At 73.2% G+C, this 26,428-nt stretch carries 23 protein-coding genes and 2 pseudogenes; 15 read left to right on the top strand and 10 right to left on the bottom strand.

Features of this window, described 5'->3' with window-relative positions; translation table 11 throughout:
- The first annotated feature begins 24 nt into the window (after nucleotides 1–24).
- Nucleotides 25–705 carry an enoyl-CoA hydratase-related protein gene (locus tag CC117_RS08490; RefSeq protein WP_071083199.1) on the top strand — a complete coding sequence of 227 codons (681 nt, stop codon included), beginning with the start codon at nucleotides 25–27 and terminating at the stop codon, nucleotides 703–705.
- Nucleotides 702–1,502: an alpha/beta fold hydrolase gene (locus tag CC117_RS08485; RefSeq protein WP_071083198.1), complete on the top strand. Its 801-nt coding sequence runs from the start codon at nucleotides 702–704 to the stop codon at nucleotides 1,500–1,502. The genes CC117_RS08490 and CC117_RS08485 overlap by 4 nt, the downstream gene beginning before the upstream one ends.
- Here the strand turns inward: CC117_RS08485 and CC117_RS38805 are convergent.
- Nucleotides 1,460–1,858 (bottom strand): annotated as a pseudogene (locus tag CC117_RS38805) (sensor histidine kinase); the annotation flags it as partial. The gene CC117_RS08485 and the pseudogene CC117_RS38805 sit on opposite strands and share 43 nt — an antisense overlap.
- A gap of 172 nt (nucleotides 1,859–2,030) precedes the next feature.
- Between CC117_RS38805 and CC117_RS08475 the strand changes: the two are divergent.
- Complete coding sequence (locus CC117_RS08475) at nucleotides 2,031–3,197, top strand: acyl-CoA dehydrogenase family protein (RefSeq protein WP_071083196.1); 1,167 nt, start codon at nucleotides 2,031–2,033, stop codon at nucleotides 3,195–3,197.
- A gap of 97 nt (nucleotides 3,198–3,294) precedes the next feature.
- Here CC117_RS08475 and CC117_RS08470 read toward each other — a convergent pair whose 3' ends face one another.
- The 3 genes from CC117_RS08470 to CC117_RS08460 form a co-directional block, all read right to left on the bottom strand.
- A complete protein-coding gene (locus CC117_RS08470; RefSeq protein ID WP_071083195.1) occupies nucleotides 3,295–4,134 on the bottom strand; it encodes an alpha/beta fold hydrolase in 840 nt (279 codons plus the stop codon).
- Nucleotides 4,135–4,223: 89 nt separating this feature from the next.
- On the bottom strand, nucleotides 4,224–4,676 hold the full coding sequence (locus CC117_RS08465) for a deaminase (protein ID WP_071083194.1): 453 nt from the start codon (nucleotides 4,674–4,676) through the stop codon (nucleotides 4,224–4,226).
- Between the two features lie 187 nt (nucleotides 4,677–4,863).
- Nucleotides 4,864–6,456 (bottom strand): WS/DGAT domain-containing protein, encoded by a 1,593-nt coding sequence (locus tag CC117_RS08460; protein ID WP_071083193.1) that lies wholly within the window; start codon nucleotides 6,454–6,456, stop codon nucleotides 4,864–4,866.
- Nucleotides 6,457–7,698: 1,242 nt separating this feature from the next.
- On the opposite strand from CC117_RS08460, the gene CC117_RS08455 reads away from it, so the two are divergent.
- The 6 genes from CC117_RS08455 (at nucleotide 7,699) to CC117_RS08430 (ending at nucleotide 14,033) form a co-directional block, all read left to right on the top strand.
- Nucleotides 7,699–8,979 (top strand): thiamine pyrophosphate-dependent dehydrogenase E1 component subunit alpha, encoded by a 1,281-nt coding sequence (locus CC117_RS08455; RefSeq protein WP_071083192.1) that lies wholly within the window; start codon nucleotides 7,699–7,701, stop codon nucleotides 8,977–8,979.
- Between the two features lie 209 nt (nucleotides 8,980–9,188).
- Nucleotides 9,189–10,148 (top strand): alpha-ketoacid dehydrogenase subunit beta, encoded by a 960-nt coding sequence (locus tag CC117_RS08450; RefSeq protein ID WP_071083281.1) that lies wholly within the window; start codon nucleotides 9,189–9,191, stop codon nucleotides 10,146–10,148.
- A gap of 4 nt (nucleotides 10,149–10,152) precedes the next feature.
- Nucleotides 10,153–11,631, top strand: a complete 1,479-nt coding sequence (locus CC117_RS08445) for a dihydrolipoamide acetyltransferase family protein (protein WP_071083191.1) — start codon at nucleotides 10,153–10,155, stop codon at nucleotides 11,629–11,631.
- 182 nt (nucleotides 11,632–11,813) lie between these two features.
- Nucleotides 11,814–12,761, top strand: a complete 948-nt coding sequence (pheA, locus tag CC117_RS08440) for a prephenate dehydratase (protein ID WP_071083280.1) — start codon at nucleotides 11,814–11,816, stop codon at nucleotides 12,759–12,761.
- An 86-nt stretch (nucleotides 12,762–12,847) separates the two neighbouring features.
- Nucleotides 12,848–13,609: a pentapeptide repeat-containing protein gene (locus tag CC117_RS08435; protein ID WP_071083190.1), complete on the top strand. Its 762-nt coding sequence runs from the start codon at nucleotides 12,848–12,850 to the stop codon at nucleotides 13,607–13,609.
- Between the two features lie 199 nt (nucleotides 13,610–13,808).
- Nucleotides 13,809–14,033, top strand: a complete 225-nt coding sequence (locus tag CC117_RS08430) for a hypothetical protein (protein WP_071083279.1) — start codon at nucleotides 13,809–13,811, stop codon at nucleotides 14,031–14,033.
- 22 nt (nucleotides 14,034–14,055) lie between these two features.
- Here CC117_RS08430 and CC117_RS08425 read toward each other — a convergent pair whose 3' ends face one another.
- From CC117_RS08425 to dnaK, 4 genes are read right to left on the bottom strand one after another with little or no spacing between them, the layout of a single operon-like run.
- Complete coding sequence (locus CC117_RS08425; RefSeq protein WP_241829934.1) at nucleotides 14,056–14,424, bottom strand: chaperone modulator CbpM; 369 nt, start codon at nucleotides 14,422–14,424, stop codon at nucleotides 14,056–14,058.
- Complete coding sequence (locus CC117_RS08420) at nucleotides 14,421–15,461, bottom strand: DnaJ C-terminal domain-containing protein (RefSeq protein ID WP_071083189.1); 1,041 nt, start codon at nucleotides 15,459–15,461, stop codon at nucleotides 14,421–14,423. The genes CC117_RS08425 and CC117_RS08420 overlap by 4 nt, the downstream gene beginning before the upstream one ends.
- A complete protein-coding gene (locus CC117_RS08415) occupies nucleotides 15,458–15,952 on the bottom strand; it encodes a nucleotide exchange factor GrpE (RefSeq protein ID WP_071083188.1) in 495 nt (164 codons plus the stop codon). The genes CC117_RS08420 and CC117_RS08415 overlap by 4 nt, the downstream gene beginning before the upstream one ends.
- Nucleotides 15,945–17,861 carry a molecular chaperone DnaK gene (gene dnaK, locus CC117_RS08410; protein WP_198541775.1) on the bottom strand — a complete coding sequence of 639 codons (1,917 nt, stop codon included), beginning with the start codon at nucleotides 17,859–17,861 and terminating at the stop codon, nucleotides 15,945–15,947. The genes CC117_RS08415 and dnaK overlap by 8 nt, the downstream gene beginning before the upstream one ends.
- A gap of 285 nt (nucleotides 17,862–18,146) precedes the next feature.
- Between dnaK and CC117_RS08405 the strand changes: the two genes are divergently transcribed.
- The 4 genes and pseudogenes from CC117_RS08405 to CC117_RS40425 all read left to right on the top strand — a co-directional run.
- Nucleotides 18,147–18,659: an Hsp20/alpha crystallin family protein gene (locus CC117_RS08405; RefSeq protein WP_071083187.1), complete on the top strand. Its 513-nt coding sequence runs from the start codon at nucleotides 18,147–18,149 to the stop codon at nucleotides 18,657–18,659.
- A 151-nt stretch (nucleotides 18,660–18,810) separates the two neighbouring features.
- The gene (locus CC117_RS08400; RefSeq protein WP_131803035.1) at nucleotides 18,811–19,365 is read left to right on the top strand and encodes a hypothetical protein; all 555 of its coding nucleotides are present in this window, start codon (nucleotides 18,811–18,813) and stop codon (nucleotides 19,363–19,365) included.
- A 219-nt stretch (nucleotides 19,366–19,584) separates the two neighbouring features.
- Complete coding sequence (locus CC117_RS08395; protein ID WP_071083276.1) at nucleotides 19,585–20,928, top strand: phosphoribosyltransferase family protein; 1,344 nt, start codon at nucleotides 19,585–19,587, stop codon at nucleotides 20,926–20,928.
- Between the two features lie 98 nt (nucleotides 20,929–21,026).
- Nucleotides 21,027–21,665 (top strand): annotated as a pseudogene (locus CC117_RS40425) (DegT/DnrJ/EryC1/StrS family aminotransferase); the annotation flags it as partial.
- Nucleotides 21,666–22,186: 521 nt separating this feature from the next.
- On the opposite strand, the gene CC117_RS08385 reads toward CC117_RS40425, so the two are convergent.
- Nucleotides 22,187–23,143, bottom strand: coding sequence for a LysR family transcriptional regulator (locus CC117_RS08385; RefSeq protein WP_071083185.1), 957 nt, complete (start codon nucleotides 23,141–23,143; stop codon nucleotides 22,187–22,189).
- A 121-nt stretch (nucleotides 23,144–23,264) separates the two neighbouring features.
- Between CC117_RS08385 and CC117_RS08380 the strand changes: the two genes are divergently transcribed.
- The gene (locus CC117_RS08380; RefSeq protein ID WP_071083184.1) at nucleotides 23,265–24,173 is read left to right on the top strand and encodes an NAD(P)H-binding protein; all 909 of its coding nucleotides are present in this window, start codon (nucleotides 23,265–23,267) and stop codon (nucleotides 24,171–24,173) included.
- Between the two features lie 111 nt (nucleotides 24,174–24,284).
- Nucleotides 24,285–25,574, top strand: coding sequence for an amidohydrolase family protein (locus CC117_RS08375; protein ID WP_071083183.1), 1,290 nt, complete (start codon nucleotides 24,285–24,287; stop codon nucleotides 25,572–25,574).
- 117 nt (nucleotides 25,575–25,691) lie between these two features.
- On the opposite strand, the gene CC117_RS08370 is transcribed toward CC117_RS08375, so the two are convergent.
- Complete coding sequence (locus CC117_RS08370) at nucleotides 25,692–26,204, bottom strand: hypothetical protein (protein ID WP_071083182.1); 513 nt, start codon at nucleotides 26,202–26,204, stop codon at nucleotides 25,692–25,694.
- Nucleotides 26,205–26,428: the final 224 nt, after the last annotated feature.

Here is a 26,428-nt window from a genome sequence, read left to right as displayed (position 1 = left end):
GCCTGCGACCGGCGAGGGAGACCGATGCGTCCCGAACATGTCGAGTACGACGTCGTCGACCAGCACATCGGCGTCATCACGTTCCAGTTCCGCCTTCCCCGCGCCGCCGACGCACCCGCGGCCGGCGCCCCGGCCGACGCGCACGGTGCCCAGCTCATGCGCGAGCTCGACGACGCCTGGCAGACCGCCGGCGCGGACAGCCGGGTCCGGGTGATCGTGCTCCGCGGAACCGGCCGGCACTTCTTCGACCCGCCGGCCGCCGGCCCACCGGTGCAGGGCGGGCAGGCCTGGCAGCTGCGCTACGCCCGGGCGTGGAAGGCTGTGCCCAAACCCGCCGTCGCGGCCGTCCAGGGCCGGTGCGCGGCCGGCGGTGCCCTGTTGTGCTGGCCGTGCGACCACGTCATCGCCGCCGACGACGCCGAGTTCTGCGCCTCCGAGGTCCGCCTGGCCGTGGGCGGCACCGACGCGGGACCCGCACCCGGAGGTGGGGGCACCGGGACACTGACCGCGGCCGAGGCGCACGGGCTCGGCCTGGTCACCGCGGTGGTGCCGCTGGCGGCGCTGCACAGCGCCACGTTCGCCCTCGCCCGCAGTCTCGGCGGGGCGGTCGGCCACGACGACGTCCCGGCCGTTCCGGCGGTTTCGGCCGTTGCGCCCACCCCGATCAGGCGGGCGGAAGCCCTGGAAGGAGATCCGGGCCGGTGACAGCTCCCGAGAGCGCGGCGACCGGCGTGAGCATCTTCGTCCAGCACGGCCCGGTCCGGCTGCACGTCCTCGGCAACGACCGGGTCGCGTCGTCCGGCCGGCCCGATCAGGCCGATCACTCCGACCAGCCCGACCGGTCACCGGCACCGGTGGTGGTGGTGCCCGGGATGGGCGAGTACGCCGGCGAGTACGGGTGGCTGCTCGAGCGGCTCGGCGACCGCCAGGCCGTCGCCGTCGACCTGCGTGGGCGGGGCGGCAGCGACGCGCCGCCCGCCGACTCCGCCGGGTACTCCTGGGAGGACCACATCGCGGATCTGCGGGCTGTCGTGGAAGCGCTCGGCCTGCGCCGGCCCGTGCTGGTCGCGTTCTCCCGCGGCTCGTCCTACGCGCTGGGGTACGCGCTGCGCTACCCGGGCGAGGTCGGCGGCCTCGTCGTCGGCGACTACTGGGCCCGGCACGCGCGTCCGCCCGACGCCGCGGTGGAGCGACAGCTGACGGCCCGGATCCGGGGCGTCGCCGTCGCCGACCGGATGCCGGGCCACGCGGCGCGAGCCGTCTTCGCCCAGGCCCGGGACGTGCCGCTGTGGGACCGGCTCGGCGACCTGCGCTGCGGTGTCCTGGTGATCCGCGGCGGGCGGCGCGGGGCGGTGGTGACCGACGAGGTCGCCGCCCAGTGGCGGGAGGCGCTCCCGACCGTCGAACTGGCGACCGTCGACGACGCCGGGCACGACCTGTGGAGCCGTGACCACGACGCCTACCTGGCCGCCCTGCTCCCCTTCCTCTCCCGCACCGGCTGACCCGGCCCGTCGGGCGGCAGTCCTGGCCCGTCCGCCGGCGGCTGCTCGTCCACGGGCGGCTGCTCGTCCACCGGCGGGACCGAGGGGAAGGACGCGCCGAACACGGCTCCGCCCTCCGGGGCATGCCCGGCGAACGGCCGGCCGCCGAGCCGGCGCACGAGGCCGGCGACCAGCGCGAGCCCGACGCCGGTCGAGACGGGACGCTGCCCGTGGTAGCGCTCGAACGGCGCCGCCCGGTCGAAGGCCACCGCGATGTCGTCGTCGGTGAGCCCCGGGCCGCCGTCGCGCACCTCGATCACCGCGGTGTGGCCGCCCGCGCGCAGCGCGAGCACCATCGGCTGGCCGGCGGGCGGCACCCACCACGGGATGCGGCCGCGGCGTCACCGCCTCGTGAGGTGACAAACAGGCCCGCGACCGAAAGCGCGTAACCATGCGAATGTATGAGGGGTTGCCGGCGGGCAGCCCCTGACTGACGCCCGCGGACGGCTGCCGCCGCCCCGCCCACCTCGTCCAGCGGAAGGTCGACTGATGCACTTCGAACTCACTCCGGATCAGGAGCAGCTCCGGGCCGGGGCGCGCGAACTCGCCCGCAGCTTCGGGGACGACTACTGGGCGGAGAAGGACCAGAAGGTCGAGTTCCCCTGGGAGTTCTACAACGCGTTCGCCGAGGGCGGGTGGCTCGGCATCGCGATCCCCACCGAGTTCGGCGGCGGCGGGCTGGGCATCACCGAGGCGGCGCTGCTCCTGGAGGAGATCGCGGCCTCCGGCGCTGGCATGAACGGGTGCAGCACGATGCACCTGACGATCTTCGGCCTGAACACGATCGTCAAGCACGGCAGCGCGGACCTGCAGAAGGAGATCCTGCCGAGCGCGGCGGACGGGTCGCTRCACGTCTGCTTCGGGGTCACCGAGCCGAACGCCGGCACCGACACCACCAGCATCACGACCTTCGCCGAGAAGGTCGACGGCGGCTATGTGATCAACGGCCGGAAGGWCTGGATCACCAAGGCCGGCGACTCGCAGAAGATGATCCTCATCACCCGTACGACGAAGCGTGAGGAGGTCACCCGCTCCACCGACGGGATGACCCTGTTCCTCATCGACATCGACCGCGAGAAGATCGACCTGCGCGCCATCCCGAAGATGGGCCGCAACGCGGTCTCCTCCTACGAGGTCTTCATCGACAACCTGTTCGTCCCCGAGTCGGCGCGGATCGGCGAGGAGGGCAAGGGCTTCAAGTACCTGCTGGACGGGCTCAACCCGGAGCGCATCCTGCTCGCCCACGAGGCGCTCGGCATCGGGCGGGCGGCGCTGGAGAAGGCGACCCGCTACGCCAAGGAGCGGGTGGTGTTCGGCCGGCCGATCGGCAAGAACCAGGGCGTCGCCTTCCCGCTGGCCGAGGCCCAGATCCGGCTGGACGCCGCCGAGCTGATGGCCCGCCAGGCCGCCTGGCGCTACGACCAGGGCCTGCCCTGCGGCCAGCAGGCGAACTCGGCGAAGTGGCTGTGCGCCGAGGCCGGTTTCCAGGCCGCCGACCAGGCGATCCAGACCCACGGCGGCATGGGCTACGCCCGCGAGTACCACGTGGAGCGCTACTTCCGCGAGTCGCGGATCATGCGCCTGGCCCCGGTCAGCCAGGAGATGGTCCTGAACTACGTCTCGCAGCACGTCCTCGGCCTGCCGAAGTCGTACTAGACGACGTCGCACCGGGCGGCGGCGGGTGACAAGGGGGCGGGCGGCGGCCCCTGCCCCCGCCGCCCGCCCGGATGCCGCCGGTGCTCCCGGCGGCGGGTCACGCCTGCCGGGGGCCGGTGGCGAGGAAGTCCAGCAGGTCCTGGTTCAGCCGGTCGCGGTGCGTGGCGATGAGCCCGTGCGGCGCGCCCTCGTAGACCTTGGGCGTGGCGTCCTTGACGAGGTCGGCGGTGCGCTTCCCGCCGACCTCGAACGGAACGATCTGGTCGTCGTCCCCGTGCACGACGAGTGTCGGCCGGTCGAAGGCGGCGAGATCCGGCCGGAAGTCGGTGGCCGAGAACGCCTCGATGCACTCGACCGTGCTGCGCAGACTCGACTGGACGCCCTGCGACCAGAACGAGTCGCGTACGCCCTGGGAGACCTTGCTGCCCGCGCGGTTGGCGCCGAAGAACGGGCCGTCGGCCAGATCGCGGTAGGTCTGCGACCGGTCGGCGAGAATGCTCGCCCGCAGGCCTTCGAAGACCTCGGGTGGAACACCGTCCGGGTTGTCGTCCGTCCTGAGCATGAACGGCGGCACGGCGGAGACCAGCGCCAGCTGGGCGAGCCGGAACGTCCCGTGCCGGCCGACGTACCGGGCGACCTCGCCACCGCCCATCGAGAAGCCGACCAGTGTGACGTCGTGCAGGTCCAGATGGTCGATCAGGGTGGCGAGGTCGTCGGCGAACGTGTCCATGTCGTTGCCGGTCCAGGGCTGCGAGGAACGCCCGTGGCCGCGGCGGTCGTGCGCGATGACGCGATAGCCGTGCGCCGCGAGGAAGAACGCCTGCGACTCCCAGCTGTCGGCATTGAGCGGCCAGCCGTGGCTGAGGATCACGGGACGCCCCTCGCCCCAGTCCCTGAAGTAGATCTCGGTGCCGTCCTTCGTCGTCACTGTCGCCACGGTCGTCCCCCTCGGAAGTCAGGTGCCGGACCCGTCCCCTCTCCACGCTAGGTTCCCCGGATGCGGCCGACGACTCAGACGGAGACGACTCAGACGGACAGGTGGGCGTTGACGGCGCGGGCCTGTTCCGCCAGGTCGGGGAGCTCCACGACGGTGACCCCGGCGGCACTGAGCAGCTCGAAGCCCTGGCAGTCGGCGACGAACAGGCTGGGCTCGCGCCAGGCGATGACGACCCTCGGCAGCCCCGCCTCCAGGATCAGCTGGGTGCAGGTGCGCGGCCGGGACTTCCGCTGGGAGCAGGGCTCCAGCGTGCTGTAGATCGTCGCCGTGGCGAGCCGGGGATCGTCGAGGGTGATCTTCGCCAGCGCCGACTCCTCCGCGTGCACCGCGTCATCCACCTCCCGGGAGTACCCGGAGGCGATCTCCTCGCCGTCCGCGCCGACGATGACGGCGCCCACCGAGTAGGCGCCGGTCGCGGGCGGGCAGCGGCGGGCGAGCTCGATCGCCCGCGTCATCCACAAATGATCATCGAACTCGGTCATGCGGGCAGTTCCTCCTCGGGCGGGCGCGGCGCGGGCGGCGCCTGCCCCAGCGAACCAGTCCGCGACCGCCGGCGCCCGGGCACTGTGAGAACCAGCTGCCCGGGCACCGGTGCGGATCGCTGCGCCACCCGCCCCGGCCAGCGTCACACCGCACGCCGGCCGAGGCGCCCGTCAGGCGGTGGAACCGTCAGGCGGTGGAGGCGGCCGGCGTCCTCTCGCGGCGGCGCCACGGCCGGAGCAGACCGCCGACCTCGTTCGTCACGACGCCGGTCACCGCCCCGGTCACGGTGCCGGTCATCATCGCCGTCACGGCGGCGGCCGCCGCGGGCAGCCGCTGGGCCGGGACGGTGACCCGCTGCCGGGGGGCGCAGGCACGCAGGGCGTCGAGCTCGTCCAGCCAGAGCTGGGCGAGCCGCTCGTGGCCCGGCACGCTCTCGCTGGCGACGAACATGACACCGACCTGGTCGTCGACGCCGAACATGGCCACGGCCAGGTGCTGGCGCCCGACCAGCAGCGGCCCTGTGCCGATCAGCCCCGTCATCCGGCGGCCGGCGACGGACAGCGGGCCGCGGATCGACCGGGCGTTGGTCGCCACCAGCGCCATCTTGCTGATCTGCGTCGGGTAGCTCCCGACGCCGGCGAGCATGCGCTGGGAGGCGAACCGGGCCATCGCCGGGAAGTGCCGCCGTTCCACCAGGCCCAGGCCGCCCTGCTTCATCCGGGTGGTGGCCACGGCGATGCGGGCCAGCCGCCGGACCGGGTCGGGCTCACCGCAGTGCAGTGGCACCCGCCCGCCCGTGTTGTAGTTCGACAGGACGTCCTGCTCGGCCGCGGAGCGGATGCTCACCGGCATCAGCGCGTGGACGGGACGGGTGCCGCGCCTCCAGTCCGCCGGTGACCAGGCCCGCAGCGCGCCGGCGAGCGCGGCGAGGTAGATGTCGTTCACGGTGACGCCGTGCTGGCGGGCGATCGAGCGCAGGGTGCTCAGCTCGACGGTGACCCAGTTGTGCCGGGCCGGCCCGGTGGGCGGCCCGCCCCACCCGCGCAGCCGGCGGGTCGGCAGCAGGCAGTTGATCCCACGCCCGACGAACTTGGCGTACTCGGCCGGCCGGGGGCGGCGGATCGTCGCCGGCAGGCCGAGATCAACCGTGTCGCTCTCCCCGAACAGCAGGTGCATGGCCCGGTACATGGCCATCCCGTCCTGCTGGACGTGGCTGGAGCGGTACACCAGAGCCGTGCCCGTCGCGCCCGGGCTGGGGTCACGCAGGAGGTACAGCATCCACGGCGGCCGGGTCATGTCGATCGGCCGGCTGGCGATGTTGTCGACGGCGGCCCGCAGGCGGGCGTCGTCGACACCCCCGTGGGCGCCGATGCCCGCCCCGGCACCGGCGCCTTCCCCACCGGCTCCCGGACCGTCCGCGGCCAGGTCCCCGACCGGGGGCAGGTCGATCGCGACGACATGGTCGGTGAGGTCGATGTTCGGGTCGGAGACCCAGCGGGTCTCGCGCGCCGACGCCCCCCGCTCGGGCGACCAGATCGTCACGGTGTCGAGTCGGTCGGTGAGCGTCCGCGCCTCCGGGGCGCGCAGCCGCTCGACGACGTGCGCGCGCAGCTCGGCGAGGTCGAGCTGCGGGCCGTCGAAGAACAGCAGCGCGCCGATGTCCTGGTGCTCACCGGGGTTGCGCTGGACGAACGCGAGATAGGCCCGGTCTCCCGGGGTCAGCGGGCGCACGTGCGCCGGCGTGTAGTCGGTCTTTCTGATCGCGCCGAGCAGAGCCATCAGACGCTCCCCCCGCCCGTCCGCGGGCAGTGGGTACAGGTCTGGACCGTCCGGTCGTCAGCCCTGACAAATCGGCGCATCTGTGCGCAAAAGGAACCTATACCCATGCATCAATTACTGCCCGTGTCTGACACGACATCCGGGGTTGTGGCGGACGTCTCCTGTCCGGCATCTGGGACGCACAGCAAGAGGTTGATCACCCGCAGCAGTCAGAGCCAGCAGCCTGCGRATACAGCGCGTTTTCTCATGACAACCGTACAACCGGACCACCGGCACCAAGGTGYGCTCCCGCGAGGGACCATCGACCCGGCGGTCCGACGGCCCGACGGCCCGACGACCCGGCGGCCCAAGGACCCGCACCCAGCACTCGGGATACCGCACCCGGAATGCTGCACCCGCGATTCCGTACCCGGGCGCAGGGCGCACAGGAAACGGCCCGCACCATGACAACGGTAAATCGCCGACGGGCCCGAGGCAGGGCCTTCACAAAGGGACCTGCCCGACCTCGACAGCTAGCCGACAGCACCCGAAGGCACCTTCGGCGGRCACCCCGGAGACCCTTGTCACAGCCACGGAGAACGGCCTTTCGAGTACCACCACCCGGATTCACCGGCGCCCGCTCCGTCCACCGTCAGGCCGTGGCGACCGGCAACGATCCCCGGCGGCACCAGTACACCGTTCTGCGCCTTTTCGACCCTGCCCCGACCGAAAGAAGCTTCACGATCATGCCTCTGACCAGCAGCGACAGTTCCACCGATCCGAAGTGTCGACCTCGCCACACAGGCCTGGGCGGCATTCCCGGGAACGCATACCCGGCACGACCTGGCAACATCATCGGCACGTCTGCCAGGCTTTCTTCCCCTTTCCCGCACACCGGTCGGCGGGGGCGGGTAACCCCCGGGCGAGGCCCCGGGGTGATTCTGAACACGATCCAGCCACTCACCCGAGGCGGAAAATCGGTAAGCAGCGGCCGGCTAGTGCCGTGACCGACAGGGTTCGCCCCGGCCGGTGCGTCCAGCCGGTACCGAGAAGCTGAGCGGAGAAGGATCGTGATCACGGAGATCGCCCGGGCAGGGCGTGCCGGCGAGCCGAAACAGGCCGGGTCCGGCCACCGCTCACCGCAGCTCGTTTCCTGAACGGCGGACGTCGCGCGGGCAGCACGCCCGACCGCGCCGGGCGCGGCGCCGGCGCCGGCCCCGGCGCCGCAGACCGCACTCCGCCGCCAACCGCCGAAGGTGGACTATGACGATCCTCGACGCCAGCGCCGCGCCCGGCCAGACGGGCCCGCCGAGCTCCCACGGCCCGCGGCGCGATCCCGCGCCGCTGCTCCCCGACCCCGAGCCGGTGCGGGTTCTCGGCACGGACGCTGCCGGCGAGGTCGACCCCGGTCTGCTCCGCGAGCTGTACCGTCGGCTGGTCCTCGGGCGCCGCTTCAACCAGCAGGCCACGACCCTCGCCCGCCAGGGCAGCCTCGCGGTCTACCCGGCGTCCACCGGCCAGGAGGCCTGCCAGATCGCCGCGGCGATGGTGCTGCGGGAGACGGACTGGCTGTTCCCCAGCTACCGCGACACCCTGGCCGTGACGGCGCGCGGCGTGCCGCCGATGGACGTCCTCGCGCTGATGCGCGGTCACACGCACTGCGGCTACGACCCACGCCTGGCCCGGACGGCGCCGCTGTCGACCCCGCTGGCCACCCAGGCCTGCCATGCCGTCGGTCTGGCCCACGCCGCCCGGCTGCGCGCGGCTGCCGATCCGGCGGCGGACCGGGAGGTGGTCGCTCTCGCACTGGTCGGCGACGGCGGCACCAGCGAGGGTGACTTCCACGAGGCGCTGACGTTCGCCGGGGTGCTGCGGGCGCCGGTGGTGTTCCTGGTGCAGAACAACGGCTACGCGATCTCGGTGCCGCTGTCACGGCAGACCGCGGCGCCGACCCTGGCGCACAAGGCGGTCGGCTACGGCGTCACCGGACGTCTCGTCGACGGCAACGACGCGCCCGCGGTCCACGCCGTGCTCAGCGAGGCGGTCGAGCACGCCCGGGCCGGCCACGGCCCGGTGCTCGTCGAGGCGATCACCTACCGGCTGGACGCGCACACCAGCGCCGACGACGCGACCCGCTACCGGGCCCAGGGGGAGGTCGACGCCTGGCGGGCGCACGACCCGGTCACCCGCCTGGAACGGCACCTGCGCGAGACCGGGCAGCTGGACGACACCGGCGTCGCGACCGTCACCCGGGCCGCCGAGGAGTTCGCCGCCCGGATGCGCGCACAGGTCGCCCAGGCCGCCCAGGTACCCGCTCCCGATCCGCGCACGCTGTTCGCCCACGTCTACGCCGAGCCGACCAGCCAGCTCCGTGAGCAGGCGGCCGAGCTCGCCGCCCGCCTCGAGGCCGATCTCGACGGCGATCTCGACGTCCGCCCGGACTCCGGTCCGAACGCCCGTCCGGACGTCCACCCTGACGCCCGTGGGGACCTCGCCGCCGCGGAGCCCGCGGCGGGCCCCGGCACCCGGAGTGACCTGTCATGAGCAACGCGACCAGCATCCCCCCCACGATCACCACGACCGCGAGCGCCCTGGCGGGCGCCACCGCCGCCGGGGCGGCCGCCGAGGTCGCCGGGGCCGAGGCCGGCGCGGCCACCAGGCCCGCGGTGCCCGCCGGGGCGCTCGGCCGGCCCGGCGGGCGCTCCCGCGGCAGCACCGGCAGCACCGGCAGCACCGGCAGCACCAGGACGACCATGGTGCGGGCGCTCAACACCGCGCTGCGCGACGCGCTGCGCGAGGACCCGGACGTACACGTCCTCGGTGAGGACGTCGGGACTCTCGGCGGCGTCTTCCGGGTCACCGACGGACTCGCCGCCGAGTTCGGGGCGCACCGCTGCCTGGACACCCCGCTGGCGGAGGCCGGCATCCTCGGCATCGCCGTCGGCATGGCCATGTACGGGCTGCGGCCCGTCGTGGAGATGCAGTTCGACGCCTTCGCCTACCCTGCCTTCGAGCAGCTCGCGTCGCATGTGGCGAAGATGCGCAACCGCACGGCCGGCCGGGTCCCGCTCCCGATCACCATCAGGGTCCCCTACGGCGGCGGGATCGGCGGGGTCGAGCACCACAGCGACTCCAGCGAGGCGTACTACGTCCACACGCCGGGGCTGCACGTGGTCACCCCGGCGACGGTCGCCGACTGCTACGGGCTGCTGCGCGCCGCGATCGCCTCGGACGACCCGGTGGTCTTCCTCGAACCGAAGCGCCTGTACTGGTCCAGCGAGGAGTTCACCCCGAGCGCGGTGCCGCCCATCGGCCGCGCCGTGACGCGCCGGCACGGCAACGCGGCCACGCTGATCACCTACGGGCCCTCGCTGCCGGTCTGCCTGCAGGCCGCCGACGCCGCCGCGGCCGAGGGCTGGGACCTGGCCGTCGTCGACCTGCGCTCGCTCGTGCCGTTCGACGACGAGACGGTGTGCGCGGCGGTCCGGGCCACCGGGCGGGCCGTGGTCGTCCACGAGGCGGCCGGGTTCGGCGGCGTCGGCGCGGAGATCGCCGCCCGGGTCACCGAGCGGTGCTTCCACCACCTCGCCGCGCCGGTGCTGCGGGTGACGGGCTTCGACATCCCGTATCCGCCGCCGTTGCTCGAGCACCACTACCTGCCCAGCGTCGACCGGATCCTCGATACCGTCGCCCGACTCCAGTGGGAGCAGTGAACCCGTGGCCGCGGTGCACGTATTCGCCCTGCCCGACCTCGGCGAGGGGCTGACCTCGGCCGAGATCGTCCACTGGCTGGTGGATGTCGGGGACGTCATCGAGGTCGACCAGCCGGTGGCCGAGGTCGAGACCGCCAAGGCGGTCGTCGAGGTCCCCTGCCCGCATGCCGGCGTCGTCACCTCCCTGGCCGGCCCGGCCGGCACCGAGCTGCAGGTCGGCAGACCGCTGATCACCGTCGCGGTCGGGTCCGCAGGTGAGCCGTCCGACGGGCCGGCCGATGGGCCCGCGCGTGGGTCGGAGGACGGGGCGGGCGGGTCCGGCAGCGTTCTCGTCGGCTACGGCACCCGCGAGCAGCCCGCCCGCACCGGCCGGCGGGCCCGGACCGGCCTGGCCCCGCAGCCGGCGCCAGCCTCCCCGTCGGCACCAGCTCCACGGCCGGCACCAGCTCCACGGCCGGCACCAGCCCCGCAGCCGATGACCGAACCGGCGACCAGGCTGGTGGACGGGGTCGTCAGGGTGGTCTCACCGCTGGTCCGCCGCCTGGCCCGGGACAACGGCGTCGACCTGCGTTCGCTCGCCGGCAGCGGGCCGGACGGCCTGATCCGCCGCCGCGACGTCGAGGCCGCGGTCATCACGGCCCGCACTGCGGCGTCGGCGCCGTCCGCGCCGTCCAGCATCCCGCTCCCCAGCCCGGCCAGCCCGGCCAGCCCGGCCGGCACGGCCGGCACGGCCAGCGCGGATGACCATGACGTGGTGCCGCTCAGCCCACTGGGCCGGCACGCGGCGGAGGCGTTCACCCGCAGCCGGCGCGAGGTGGCCGACTCCACCTGCTGGGTCGACGCGGACGCCACCGCGCTGCTCGCGACCCGGGCGACCCTCAACCAGAGCGCACCCGCCGCCGGCGCACCCGGTGCGGACAGCGCGGACGGCGGCGGTTCCATCGGGCTGCTGGCGATCGTCGCCCGTGTCTGCGTGGCGGCACTGCTGCGCTTCCCCGACCTCAACTCGCAGGTCGTCACCGACCTCGACGGCCGGGCCACCGCAGTGCGCCGGCACCGGGCCGTGCACCTCGGCTTCGCCGCGCAGACACCGCGGGGCCTGGTCGTCCCCGTGGTCCGGGACGCGCAGGCGCTGACCACCGCCGCGCTCGCCGGCGAGATCACCCGGCTGACCACCGCCGCGCGGGCGGGGAGCCTCACCCCCGCGGAGCTCTCCGGCGGCACGTTCACGCTGAACAACTACGGAGTGTTCGGCGTCGACGGGGCCACGCCGATCATCCACCACCCGGAGACGTCGATGATCGGTATCGGCCGGATCATCCCGCGGCCCTGGGCGGTCAACGGGACGCTGGCGGTTCGCAGCGTCGCGCAGCTGTCCTTCACCTTCGACCACCGGGTCTGCGACGGGGCGACCGCCGGTGCGTTCCTGCGTTTCGTCGCCGACGCCGTCGAGAACCCCACCCGGCTGCTCCGGTACCTGTGACGACCCGCCCGGTGGCTCCGCCAGCCCCGTCCCCGACATCGCGCCCGGCCTCGCCCACGGTCCCGCCCACCGTCTCGCCCGGCACGGCGCCGGTGGTGGCGACCCCCCGGCCCGCGCCGGCGATCTCCGTGCCGCACCAGACCGGCGAGGCCCGTGCCCTGGCCGGTCCCGGAAGGGACGTCTTGCCTGCCCACCCGCAGCGATGCACCTACCTCGGCCCCGAGGGGACCTTCACCGAAGCCGCGCTGGGCACCCTTCCCGAGGCCGTCACGCACGAGGTGTTCCCGTCCGACTCGGTGGCGGGTGCGCTCGACGCGGTGCGGGGCGGGGAGGCCGCCGTCGCGCTGGTGCCGATCGAGAACTCGGTCGAGGGGGCGGTCACCGCCACTCTCGACGAGCTCGCGACCGGGCGGCCGCTGACCATCCGCCGCGAGGTGCTGCTACCGATCAGCTTCGCGCTGCTCGTCCGGCCAGGCACGACGCTGGACGACGTCAAGAGCGTGACCGGTCACCCGGTGACCCAGGCGCAGGTGCGGCGCTGGCTGGCCCGGCACCTTCCGCACGCCGAGTGGGAGTCCGCCGCGTCCAACGGCGAGGGTGCCCGCCTGGTGCGCGACGGCCGCTTCGACTGCGCCTTCGCCGGGGAGTTCGCCGCGCGCCGCTACGGGCTGGAGGCGCTGATCACCGAGATCAACGACGCTCCCGACGCGATGACACGCTTCGTGCTGCTCGGGCGTCCCGGCCGCATCGCCGCGCCGACCGGCATGGACAAGACGTCCATCGTGGTCTGGCCGGCCGCCGACGAGCCGGGGGCGCTGCTCGCGCTGCTGGCGGAGTGGGCCGTGCGCGGGGTGAACCTGCTGCGGATCGAGTCGCGGCCGACCGGCGAGGGACTCGGCCGCTACTCCTTCTCGATCGACGCCGAGGGGCACGTCACCGATCGCCCGGTCCGGGAGGCACTGATGGGGCTGCACCGGATCAGCAGCAGAATCCGCTTCCTCGGCTCCTATGCCCGCGCCGACCGGACCGCCCCCGCGACCGACCCGCGCCTCGCGAACCACGAGTTCGCCAGGTCAGCCGCCTGGGTCGCCCGCTGCATCGACGGCATCGGTGAGCATCCCGAGCTGTGACCGCCACGTTCGCTCCCGGTGACGGGTCGGCCTAAGGTGGCGCAATCGTTCCCCCGAAGCCGGTTGTGTGGCTAATCTCACCTGTCATGACGCGCGACAATCGCACCGGCCGGGGCCGTTCAGGCGGCACCGGGGTGGTCGCGGACCGGTTATCCGGAGCCGCCTCGACCCGCCGTGGACTGTGGCCCGGCCGGCGGGGCGCCGCGGCCGAGCTCGCCGGCGCCGACCTGGCCGGCCGGGTCTTCAGCGGCCGCGGGCTGCGCGGGGCCGACCTGCGCGGGGCCTATCTGAGCGGCGCGGACCTGCGCGGCACCGACCTGCGGGGCGCCCGGCTGCGCGGCGCGGACCTGCGGGACGCCGATCTGAGCAGCGCGGTGCTGGCCGGTGCGGACCTCAGCGGGGCCATGCTCGTCGGCACCTACCTCACCGGCGCCGACCTGCGCGACGCCGACCTGCGCGGGGCATACCTGCGCGACGTCGACCTGCGCGGGGCGTTCCTCGGTCGCGCCGACCTGCGCGACGCCGACGCCAGCGCGACCATCCTGCGCGGTGCCGTCCTGCAGGGGGCGGACGCGACGGACGCGATCCTCGACACAGCCGACCTGCGCGCGGCCGACCTGCGCGGCCTGCGGCTGGCCGGGGCCCGGCTGCACCGGGTGGACCTGCGCGGCGCCGACGCCCGGGGCACCGAACTCGGTGAGGCGACGCTGTGCGCGGCCCGGCTCGACCGGCTCCGATGGTCCGCGGCGACCACCTGGCCGCAGAACGAGTGGGCGCACCGGGTCCGCTCGACCTCCCGCGAGACCGCACCGGATGTCTTCGAGGTCGAGGGCAGCCGGCACGGCTGACACATGCCGTACAGGCCTTACCGGTCGAGTCCGGGCCGGCTTCGTCCTACCATCGCGAGATGAACCTGCGGTGTTTGACCACGCTGCCCGTCCCGGGGCCCCGGGACGGCGACCTGGCGGCCGGCACCAGCCGACCCGCCACCGGAGAGGTCACCGGTCGTCCACCATCGGCAGGTGGGTCGACGTCGAGGTCGATCTGATGGGACTTTTCCGTCGTCGTTCCGACGCCTCCCGCGAGTCCGACCCCGCGCCCACGTTCGGCGGGCGGACGTTCAGCCGTCTGTTCGGGGTGTCCTGCGCCGAGTGCCGGCTCGGGCCCGCCTCCTTCACCCGGGTCGCCGCCGAGGCCTACGCCTGGGCGGACACCCACGACCAGCTCCACCATCCCGCCAGGTCGTCGGCGAAGGTGGTCAGCAACCGGTAGCCGGGCAGCGGGCCCGGCACGGTCAGCTGACGGGCGGCCGGTGCGCCTCGCCGCGCGCCGGCCGGGCCCGCAGCAGGCGCTCCAGCTCGTCGATGCGGTCGAGCAGGTCGAGGACGACTCCGGTCGCCGTGTAGGTGATCCCCAGGTCGTGGCGGAGCCGCTCGATGCGCCCGGCGCGCGCCACCGCCCGCGCGGCGAGGACGTAGCGCCCGGACGCGTCGGGCTCGGTGTCGAGCAGGCCGAGCGCGACCAGCCGGCGGACCAGGTCGGGGTGCAGCCCGGAGGCGACGCCGAACGCCTCCAGGTCGAGCCCCGGCCCCGGGCTGTCGCGCCCGGCACCGGCGTCGGAGCCGATGCCGGGCGGGCGGATACGGACCAGCAGCGTCGTCATGACGGCCCCCTGGGGTTGAAGGACGAGTCCCGGGCCAGCTGGCGGAACAGCTCGTTCTCCCGCTCGGTCGGCTTCGGCGGCACCATGATCCGGGCGTGTGCGTACAGGTCACCGGCGTCCGCCCCCGGTCCGGAGGCCGGCAGGCCCCGTCCGCGCAGGCGCAGCGCACGGCCGCTGGGCGTCCCCGCCGGCACGGCGAGGCTCACTCGCTGCCCGTCCGGGGTGTCCAGCGCGACCGTCGTGCCGAGCGCGGCCTCCCAGGGAGTGAGCAGCAGATCGGTGTGGACGTCCCGGCCCTCCGCCCGGAACCGCGGGTCGGTCAGCAGGCGCACCACCAGGTACAGGTCACCTGCCGGGCCGCCGCCACGCCCCCGGCCGCCCTGCCCGGCCAGCCGCAGCCGCTGACCGTCGCGGATCCCGGCCGGAATCGTCACCTCGATCTCACGCGGGCCGTCGGCTCCCGGCAGGACCACCCGGCGCCGCCCGCCCCGGTACGCCTCACCGAGCGTCGCCTGGACCTCGGACTCCTGGTCGGCACCGGGCGTCGGCCCGGCCCGGCCGCGGCGGGCGAACCCCTGCGCGCCCGCGCCGAACAGGTCGGCGAAATCGAACCCCCCGAACCCGAACCCACCGCCGCCGCCGCGCGGACCGGCACCGAAGCCGCCGCCGCCCCGGTCGGCCCCGAAGCCGGAACCGGCACCGCCGCCCGCGCCGCCACCCGCACCGCTGCCGGCGGCCGCGCCGGGGCCGCCGCCCGGGCGACCAGCCCAGGCCTCGGCGCCCTCGGGCACCCGGCGGAAGTCGGGGCCGAAGCGGTCGTAGCGGGCCCGCGTCCGCGGATCGGACAGCACGTCGTACGCCTCGGACACGTCCTTGAACCGTTCCTCCGCCGACGGGTCGGAGTTGATGTCCGGGTGGTACTTCCGCGCGAGCCGGCGGTAGGCCCGCTGGATGGCGTCCGCATCCGCGTCCCGTGCCACCCCCAGGACCTGGTAGAAGTCCTGGCCGGTCGCCGGCCCGGTGCGCCCGCCGCTCATGACGGCGCGTCCACCTGCGGCGCGTCCGCCTGCGGCCCGGCGCTCACGGCGACGGTCGCGGGGCGCAGCAGCCGCCCGTCCGCGGCGAACCCGGGGCGCAGGACCTCGACGACGGTGCCGGCGGGCGGCGGCTCCGGCATGGTCGAGGCGTCGACCACCGCTCCGACCTCGTGCCGCTTCGGGTTGAACGGGCCGGCTTCGTCGTCCAGGCGGCTGACGCCGCTGACCCGCAGCGCGTCCAGCGCGAGCTGACGCACGCCGCGGACGCCGTCGACCAGCGCGCCGGGGTCGGCGGCCGCGTGCTCCAGAGCCAGGTCGAGATGGTCGAGGACCGGAATCCAGGCGAGGACGACTCTGTCCCGTTCGGCCGACCGGGCCGCCTCGAGCTCCCGCCCGGCCCGGCGGCGGTAGTTGTCGAAGTCGGCGAGGGTGCGCAGCTGCCTGGCCTGGCATTCCTCCAGCTCGGCAGCAAGGCCGGACGGCTCAGTCATCGTCACGGGTGGTGAAGTCGGCGTCGATCACATCGTCGGCGGCCGACGCCGTCTGCCGAACGCCGGCGGGCGGGAGACCGAACAGGATCTGTTGCAGATCGTTCACCAGCGGGCGGACGCGGTCGACGTCTGCGTTCTCGTCGAGCGCGCGTCGCGCGTCGGTCACCAGCTGTTCGGCACGGGCCTTCTCGTGCACGGGCACCTGGTCACCGAGCTCGGAGATCCGCCGCTCGACCTGGTAGACCATCGAGTCGAGCTGGTTGCGGGCGTCGGCGTTCTCCCGCCGGGTGCTGTCCTGCGCCCGGTTGCGCTCCGCGTCGGCCACCATCCGCTCGATCTCGTCCGGCGGGAGGTTGGTGTTGTCGGAGATGGTGATCCGCTGCTCCGCGCCGGTGTCCTTGTCCTTCGCGGTGACGTTGAGGATGCCGTTCGCGTCGATGTCGTAGGTGACGTCGACCTCGGCCTGGCCGCGCGGCGCGGGGCGGACCCCCTCCAGGCGGAACCGACCGAGGGTCCGGTTGTCCGCAGCCATCTCGCGCTCACCCTGCAGCACCACGATGTCGACCGCGGACTGGTTGTCCTCCGCGGTGGAGAACGTCTCGGTGCGGCGCGCCGGGATCGTCGTGTTCCGTTCGATCACCGTGGTGCTGACCCCGCCGAGAGTCTCCACACCGAGGGAGAGCGGGTTGACGTCCAGCAGCAGGACGTCGGAGACCTCGCCCCTGAGCACCGCGGCCTGCACGGCCGCCCCGACCGCGACGACCTCGTCCGGGTTCACGGTCATGTTCGGGTCCCTGCCCCCCGCGAAACGGCGGACGGCGGCCTGGACCGCCGGCATCCGCGTGGCGCCACCGACCAGGATGACCTCGTCGATGTCCCCCTGCGCGGTCTTGGCGTCCTTCATCGCCTGCCGCAGCGCGGGCATGCACCGCTCGAGCAGGTCGGACGTGCTCGCCTCGAACTGCGACCGGGTGAGGGTGGTGTTGAGATGCTTCGGGCCGTTCGCGTCGGCGGTGATGAACGGCAGGTTGATCTGTGCCTGCGTCACCGAGGAGAGTTCGGTCTTGGCTTTCTCCGCCGCTTCGAAGAGCCGTTGCAGCGCCTGCGGATCCATCCGCAGGTCGATGCCGGACGTCTTCTGGAAGTCGTCGGCGAGAAGGTCGACCAGGCGCCGGTCCCAGTCGTTTCCGCCCAGATGGGTGTCACCCGCGGTGGCCCGCACCTCGACGATGCCGTCACCGACGTCGAGAATGGACACGTCGAACGTGCCGCCGCCCAGGTCGAAGACCAGCACGGTCTCGTGCGACCGTTTGTCCAGCCCGTAGGCGAGGGCCGCCGCGGTCGGCTCGTTGATGATCCGCAGTACCTCCAGGCCCGCGATCCGGCCGGCGTCCTTCGTGGCCTGCCGCTGCGCGTCGTTGAAGTAGGCCGRCACGGTGATCACCGCCTCGGTGACCCGCTCCCCCAGGAACCGGCCGGCGTCGTCCGCCAGTTTCCGCAGCACCATCGCCGAGATCTCCTCGGGCGCGTACTGCCGCCCGCGCACGGCGATCCGGACGGCGTCGTCCCTGCCCGACTCGAGGTCGAAGGTGACGGTTCTGCGCTCGCTGGAGACCTCGCCGTAACGGCGGCCGATGAACCGCTTGACCGAGGTGATCGTGCCCTTCGGGTTCAGAATCGACTGTCGGCGCGCCAGCTCCCCCACGAGGCGGTCGCCGCTCTCCGTGAACGCGACCACGGACGGTGTCGTACGGGAGCCCTCCGCGTTGGGAACGACGGTGGGCTGACCGCCCTCGACAACCGCTATGACCGAGTTCGTCGTACCGAGGTCTATTCCCACGGCCTTTCCCCACGATGTCCTCCCGATGAGAGCCTTCCGGTATGAGGCGTTTTCCTCCCTCCGACACATGCATGCAAATGCGCGTGTTTAGGGAACCGCGGCAACCGCCGCCTGACAGACCGGTACCACCCCCCGCCGGCCCGAAAACGGAAACGGCGGACCGGCACGCACGGCGAACCAGCCGGCGTCGGCCCGTACCGGCACACGCAGGGCGGACCGTCACCCGCYGGACCGTCACCCGCCGGACCGTCACCCGCCGGACGGGCGTCCGCTTGCCGGCCAGGCAGACCCGACCGACGATTGGTGCGTAGCCAGACAAGAGCACTGCGTCACAGTCAAGGGGGTACGCGCATCATGACTCAGCCTGTGCGCGCCGGGGCCAGCCGTCCGCTGCCCACCGTCCGCTTCGACCCGTTCCGCGAGATCGAGGACGCCTGGAGCCGGATGGGCAGCCTGCTCGGCGACGTCGTCGGCAGTGAGCACCGGTCCTACGGGGCCCTGGGCAGCCGAACGGCCGCGGTGGACGTCGAGGAGACCGACGAGGCGTTCGTCGTCGAGCTCGAGACGCCCGGTGTCCGGGCCGACGACCTTTCGATCGACCTGCGGGACAACGAGCTGTCCATCAGCGGCGAGATCAGGGCGCGGGAACGCGAGGGGACGCTGCGGCGGCAGGGCCGCCGGACAGGTCGGTTCGAACAGCAGATCACGCTCCCCGGCGAGGTCAACCCGGACGCGGTGACCGCGGCCCTGGACTGCGGCGTGCTGACCGTCCGGCTCCCGAAGGCCCGCCGCAGCGAGCCCCACCACATCAGGATCTCCGGACCCACCGCGGCGGCCGAGCAGGGATCGACGCAGCGGCTGGGCTGACCCACGGCCGGGGCATTCTCTTCCGTGCGGCGAAACTTTCACGCGGCGCACTCCCTTCCTCTGCGCGTCATGTCGTCATGTCGGATACCCGACCTGCTCGGAATCCGCACATCGGCGGCATGGCCACCCCGTCCGCGCGAGCCTTCTGGGCGTGGACCTTCGTCGCGTCGGACAGGTAGCCGGCATCGCCGGAGCAGTCCTGTGGCTGGGAATGCTGACCACCGGATTCATCGTGATCGCGGTGCTCAGCTCGTCGCCGACGCTGAAAGCACCGATCCTTGCTCTCTACCGGGATGACGGAGTCGTTTTCGCCGAGATCAGGGCCTGCCCCGGCGACGGTGTGCGGACCTTCTACGTCGACCAGGCCTACAGCAGATGGTCCGTGCTGGCCGCCTCCTCCTCGACGGCGCCGACAAGGATCCGGCTCTTCGAGGTCCCGGCCGGCTGGATCCTGGAGGGCCGGGATCCCCTGCTGTCACATCCCGAGCTTCACCGCGCGGGTACGTATCTGATCTGGCTCCGGACCAGAGGGGACGATCAGGCCGCCTTCGCGTTCGACACACCCCAGCTCGATGCGACCACCCGCGACCTGGTGCTGACCACCACCGGCCGCGACCGCGACGACAACGACCCCGCCGCGGCACCGATGCCGCGCCCGGACTTCGAGCGACGGGCGGAGCTGTACTGCGAGGAACACCACGGCTGAACACCACGGCGCAGGACGGCCCGGAAGGACCCTCGCCCCCGAGCCTCCGGAGCACCCACCACTCCGTGGYGGGGACATCGATCCGTGGCGGGGACATCGACATCCAGGGCGGCACCGATGTTCGGACGGCTGGCAGCGGGGCAGGAGGAAACACGGGGTTTCAGGGACGGGCGGACCGCCGGGCGCACAGACCGCCAGGAGGCGGAAGGGAGCGACGAGATGCTCTTCCGTGATCGCGGACATGCGGGTCGCGAGCTCGGCAGGCGGTTGGCGTACCTGCGCGGACCGGACGTGGTGGTCGTCGGCCTCCCCCGCGGCGGGGTGTCGGTCGCCTATCACGTCGCGCAGGCGCTGGGCGCGCCGCTGGACGTCATCGTGGTCCGCAAACTGGGTGTCCCCTTCCAGCCTGAGCTGGCGATGGGTGCCATCGCCGAGGGCGATGTGCGGGTCGTCAACAACGAGACCCGGCTCCTGGCCATCAGCCCGGCGGACCTCGCCGCCGTCGAAGCCCGCGAGCGGGTGGAGCTGGACCGGAGGATCCGCCGCTTTCGCGGGTCACGCCCGCGGGTTCCGCTGGCCGGCCGCACGGTGATCGTGGTGGACGATGGCATCGCCACCGGTGCGACAGCCTCCGCAGCCTGCCGGGCGGTCCGCGCCGCCGGCGCCGCCCGAGTGGTGCTCGCCGCGCCGGTCGCCCCGCCGGACCGGATCGCCTGGCTGCGGCAGGACGCCGACGAGGTGGTCTGTCTGGCCACCCCGGAGGAGTTCTTCGCCATCGGCTCGTTCTACGCCGACTTCACCCAGACACCCGACGAGGAGGTGACGGACCTGCTGCGGCAGGCCGCGCTGGCCGCCCCGCCGGAGCCCGCCAGGATGCCCGGCCCTGGGGCAGGAGGAACCACGGGCACGGGCCAGAGGATCGAGGTCACCGTCCCTGCCGGCACGGCACGACTCACCGGGCAGCTCACGGTGCCGGAACATCCGTGCGGGCTGGTCGTGTTCGCCCACGGCAGCGGCAGCAGCCAGCACAGTCCGCGCAACCGCCACGTGGCCCAGGCCCTCGGTTCCGCCCGCCTGGCCACGCTGCTGTTCGACCTGCTCACTCCGGACGAGGAAGCCGACCGCACGAACGTGTTCGACATCGGCACGCTCGCGCGACGGCTCGTCGAGGTCACCCGGTGGCTGGGCGAGCAGCCGGCCACCGCCCGTCTCCCCACCGGCTTCTTCGGTGCCAGCACCGGTTCCGCGGCCGCGTTGTGGGCTGCCGCCGAACTCGGCCCACGCATCAGCGCCGTCGTCTCCCGCGGCGGGCGCCCCGACCTGGCTGCCCCGAAGCTGGCTCTGGTCGCCGCCCCGACCCTGCTCATCGTCGGCGGGCGGGACGACGTCGTGCTCGACCTGAACCGGCGTGCCCAGACTCAGCTGCGGTGCGAGAACCAGCTCACGGTGGTGCCGGGGGCCACCCACCTGTTCACCGAGCCCGGCGCTCTGGAAGCGGTGGCCACCCTGGCCAGGGACTGGTTCCTCCATCACTCGGCCCTGGTCGGGAACATCCGCGCCTGAGGGTCGTGGAGACACGGAGACACCGGAACCTGCCGTCGCGGGCCGTATGCGCGACGGCCGCGTCACACCCGGTCTGATATGCAGCGGTCTGGCCTGATATGCAGCGGTCTGTGGCTCTCTTCGTCAGGCACCGCATCGACGCGACCGTCGCTGACGGCGTCTTCGCCCTGCTCGCGCTGGCGGCCGGGGGCTGGCCCGGGGCAGCCGGGTGGCCGGCGCCGGACAGCGCGGGTTCCCTGCTCCCGGCCGGGACCAGGGCCGACACCGGGGGCAGCCGGACCGAGGACGGCCTGTTGTGCCTGTCCGTGCGGTCCGCCTTCCATCTGCTGCTGAGCGCGGCGGAGCTTCCGGCGGGGAGCGAGATCGTCATCTCCGCGGTGACCCACCCGGACATGGTGAGGATCATCGAGCTGCACGGTCTGCGCGCCGTCCCCGTGGACATCGACCCCGGCACCCTCGCCGTCGACGAGGCGGCGCTGGACTCGGCGGTCACCGATCTGACCCGCGCCCTCGTCGTCACCCATCTTTTCGGCGCGCGGTCGTCGCTGGACGCCGTCGCGCGGACGGCGCACGACCGCGGGCTGCTTCTCATCGAGGACTGTGCCCAGTCCATCCAGGGTCCCGACGACCGGGGCGATCCGCGGGCCGACGTGTCCCTGTTCAGCTTCGGGCTGCTCAAGACCGCGACCGCGATGGGTGGAGCGGTCACGTGGGTGCGCCGGCCCGCGCTCGCCGCCGCCATGCGTGCCCGGCACGCGGGCTGGCCCGTACAGCCCCGGCGGGCCTACGCGGTGAAGGTGCTCACCTGCATGGTGGCGCTGGTTGCGTCCCACCCGGTGCTGTACGGCCTCCTTTTCGGTGGCGGGTGCAGGTACGACCCGACCGCGCTGGTCCGGTCCCGGGTCCCCGGGGACGAACCCGGCTTCACCCGGTGGCTGCGGCGCAGGCCCTGCGACGCGCTTGCCCGGACCGTGGCCCGGCGACTGGCCCACTTCCCCGCGCACCGGCTGGCCAGCCGCGCCGAGGCCGGCGAGGCCTTCGCGGCCGCGCTCCCGCCGGGGGTGTTCCGGCCCGGCGCCACCGCGGCGCGGCACACCCACTGGGTCTTCCCCGTCGTCGTCGACGACCCGGACCGGGCCGTGGACGGGCTGCGGGCCGCCGGCGTCGACGCGACCCCGGCCACCAGCCAGATCGCCGCGGTCGAACCCGCTCCGCCGGGCGCCACCCGGATGCTCACCGGCCTGGTCTTCGTACCGGCCTACCCCGGGCTGCCCGCCGCCCGGCGAGACCTGGCCGCAGCCGTCATCGCGGCCTGCTCGTCGGGGCCGGCGGGCACCACGGCGGCCACAGCCACAGCCGCCCGGACCATGGCCGCGACGGCCGCCGAACGGGAGTCGCGCGGCCACGCGACGACGAGGGTGGACGGAGCGAGGTCGCTGACGGGCCGGTAGGTGATGTCGGGCCGGGGGTGCCGGCGGGCGACCGAGACCGGTGGGAACCAGACGATCCGACCCAGCTCGATCAGATTGAAGATCTGCGCGAGGTCCATGCGGGGGCTGTCGGCGAGGGCCCGCTGCGCCGCCACCGCGGCAGACCCGGGCTGGGGATCGCCGTGGTCCGCCGGCGCCCCGTCAGGCAGGAGCCGGCCGGCCAGGTCCGCCAGGCACACCTGGTCACGGGCCGCCAGCGGATCGGTGGCGGCCAGCGCGACCAGCCGTGGCTCGGTCAGCAGCGGCTCGAACTCCACGCCGCGGTCATCGAAGGGGGCGGGCAGGAGAGCGACGTCCGCACGCCCGTCCCGTAGCGCGGGAGCCTGCTCACCACGGCCACCCAGCAGCAGATCCACCGGGATGGCGGCCGGTTGCTCCTCGTAGGCGGCGAGGATGCGCGGAAGCAGACCGGCGTCGTAGTCGGCCTTGAGGGCGAGCCGCAGCCGCGGCTCGGGCTCGGCGGCGTGGCGGGCGTGCCGGGCGGCGGCGGTAACCGCGTCGAGGGCGACGCGGGCGTCGCGAAGCAGCGCCTCGCCGGCCGGTGTCAGTGAGACCTGGCGGGTGGTGCGATCCAGCAGCCGCACGCCCAGCTGGCGCTCCAGCTCCCGGATCGCCCTGGACAGCGGCGGCTGGGCCATGCCCAGGCGGTCGGCCGCGCGGGTGAAGTGTAGTTCCTCGGCGACGGCGACGAAATACCGGAGCTGCCGCACCTCAAGGTCACCCATACCTCGACGGTATCAATCGGGACCGAAACGATCCTTCCGCCGCGCTCCGCCGGCCCGTTGACTGGGCGACGACCGGCCGCCCCGCCGGCTCACCGGCTCACCGGATCCGAGGGAGAATCCCATGATCGTTGTCACCACACCCACCGGCAACATCGGCCAGCAGGTCCTGACGAACCTCCTCGAGGAGGCCGCACCTGTCCGGGTCGTCGCGCGCGACCCGACGAAGCTTCCCGAGCAGACCCGCGGGCGGGTCGAGGTCGTGCGGGGCTCACACGGCGACGCGGACGTCGTGGCCCGCGCGTTCGAGGGGGCCGACGCCGTGTTCTGGCTCCCGCCGCCCGACTACCGCACACCGGACCTCGCCGCGTCCTACCTGGACTTCACCCGGCCGGCCAGCGACATCTTCCAACGTCACCAGTCGATGCGGGTGGTGGGAGTCTCGGCGCTCGGCCGCGGCAGCGCGCTGGCCCGTAAGGCGGGTCTGGTGTCCGCCTCGCTGGCGATGGACGACCTGATCGCGGGCACCGGAGTGCGGTACCGGTCGCTGGCCCTGCCCTCGTTCATGGACAACCTGCTCCGCCAGGCCGCCGCGATCGGGAGCCAGGGTGTGTTCTTCCTGCCGCTCGACGCGGACCGCAGGCTGCCGACCTGCGCCACCCGTGACATCGCCTCCGTGGCGACCAGGCTGCTGCTGGACACGTCCTGGTCAGGCCAGGACAGCGTCGCCGTGCTCGGCCCCGAGGACCTGTCCGGCGACGACATGGCACGGATCATGTCCGAGGTGCTGGCACGACCGATCCGCTTCCAGTCGGTCTCGGACGAGGACTTCCGCATGACGCTCGGCCGGCAGGGCATGTCCGAAGCCATGGTCCAGGGTATGGCCGAGATGATGCTGGCCAAGAACAGCGGGCTCGACAACGCCGAGCCGCGAACCCCGCGGGCGGACTCCCCGACCAGCTTCCGGGCCTGGTGCCAGGACGTCCTGGGGCCCGCCGTGTCGGCGTCGAAGGAAGGCGCCGCGACCCCCTGACGTGACCGACGCAACAGGGGGAGAGTAGGTGCCACGGGACAGCGGGCCCGGCTGCCGCGAAAGGACGACCGCCGGCCCGCCGGTCCATACCGCACCCGCGAAAGGACTCCCATGCGCCATGACGACATGATTCTTGTCAGCGTTGACGACCACATCGTCGAACCGCCCGACATGTTCGCAAACCACCTCCCCGAGCGGTACAAGGCCGACGCGCCGCACGTCATCAGCCTGCCGGGCGGCGCCGACGCCTGGAAGTTCCGGGACACCATCGTCCCCAACGTCGCCCTGAACGCGGTGGCAGGGCGACCGAAGGAGGAGTACGGACTCGAACCACAGGCCTTAGACGAGATCCGCCCCGGCTGCTACCAGGTCGACGAGCGGGTCAAGGACATGAACGCCGGCGGCATTCTCGCCTCGATGAACTTCCCGTCGTTCCCGGGTTTCGCGGCACGRCTGTTCGCCACCGAGGACCCGGACTTCTCCCTGGCCCTGGTGCAGGCGTACAACGACTGGCACATCGACGAGTGGTGYGGGGCGCACCCGGGGCGCTTCATCCCGATGGCCCTGCCGGTCATCTGGGACGCCGAGCTCTGCGCCCTCGAGGTGCGCCGGACGGCGGCGAAGGGATGCCACTCGCTGACGTTCACCGAGAACCCGGCGGCGCTCGGCTACCCCAGCTTCCACGACGCGTACTGGAACCCGCTGTGGCGCGCGGTGTGCGACACGAACACCGTGCTGTCGATCCACATCGGCTCGTCCGRCAAACTGACGATCCCGGCGCCCGACTCGCCGCCGGACGTCCTGATCACCCTGCAGCCGATGAACATCGTCTCGGCCGCGGCGGACCTGCTGTGGTCGCCGGTCATCAAGAACTTCCCGGACATCAGGATCGCCCTGTCCGAAGGCGGGACGGGCTGGATCCCCTACTTCCTGGAGCGCGTCGACCGCACCTTCGACATGCACTCCACCTGGACGATGCAGGACTTCGGTGGACGGCTCCCGTCCGAGGTGTTCCGCGAGCATTTCCTGACCTGCTTCATCAGTGACCCGCTCGGGGTCGAGCTGCGCCACCACATCGGCATCGACAACATCGCCTGGGAATGCGACTACCCGCACAGCGACTCGATGTGGCCGGGCGCCCCGGAGGARCTSGGCKCGGTGATGGACMRGTTCGCCGTCCCSGACCCGGASATCAACMRGATGACCTACGAGAACGCCCTGCGCTGGTACTCCTTCGACCCGTTCTCCCACCTCCCGCGCGAACAGGCCACGGTCGGCGCGTTRCGGGCCCGGGCCGAGGGCCACGACGTCACGATCCGCGCGCTGAGCCACCGCACCTACGAGCGCGGCGAGAAGCTCGCCGCCTACCAGGCCCTGGCTTCCTCCGCGCCCCAGCGGTAGCGCCGAAACGGCAGGTCCCGACCGGCCGGCTCCGGGCGCGGGCAGGGCGCGCGGTGCTCACACCGCGCGCCCGTCCACCCGGAGCCGTCCACCCGCGGGTAATCAGGCCGCGGGTGGTCAGGCCGCGCGGCCCGGCACAGTGGCCAGCTGGCCGATGCGCACCTTCTCCAGCATCGTGGCGACGGAGCGGGTGATCTCGGGCAGCGAGTCCCGCAGCCCGGCGACGGCCTGCTGATAGAGGTCGAGGTCGGGGACGCCCGCCCCGGCGAGCAGCCCCATCGGGTCGGCGAGGCGGGCCTCCAGCCACCCGACCGGGTCGTCGGTGAGCCGCGGGTCGAAGACCCGGTCGCTCGGCTCGTTGTCCCGCATCGTGGGATGGTGATGGACCCGGTCGCGGCTGCCCGGCCCGCCCGCGACCGACTCGAGCAGGTCCACCCGGAACACCGCGTCGTCGACGACGACCCGCTGCGAAGCGTAGACCGAGCCCCGCCACGGCTGGCGTTCGACGAGTCTCAGCTCCACCCGCACGCCCCGCTCCGGGCCCTCCTGGCCAGGTGTCGGTTCCGGGTCGACGAAGTAGAGGTCCTCGACAACCACGGCAAGTCCGTCGAAGCAGAACATCGTCAGCATGTGCCCGCCCTTCGGTCCACGTCGTGCTCTGGTCGGTGTCGTACTTCGTGATTGGATGCTGGCACGCCGCGCGTACGACCGTCCTGCGCACGCGTTGCTCTTCATCAGCCCGAAACCATCGGGTCCGCAGGCCCGGGCCGCAGGATCTCCGCGCGAGGATCCGACGCCCCCCGGGAACCTCACAGGTCCGGTCGCTGATCGCCAGCGGGGGCACCGAGGGTCAC

Origin of the sequence: Parafrankia colletiae, from assembly GCF_001854655.1 — a bacterium.
In the GTDB taxonomy this organism is placed as follows: domain Bacteria; phylum Actinomycetota; class Actinomycetes; order Frankiales; family Frankiaceae; genus Parafrankia; species Parafrankia colletiae.
This window is presented reverse-complemented; position numbering and strand designations above follow the sequence as displayed.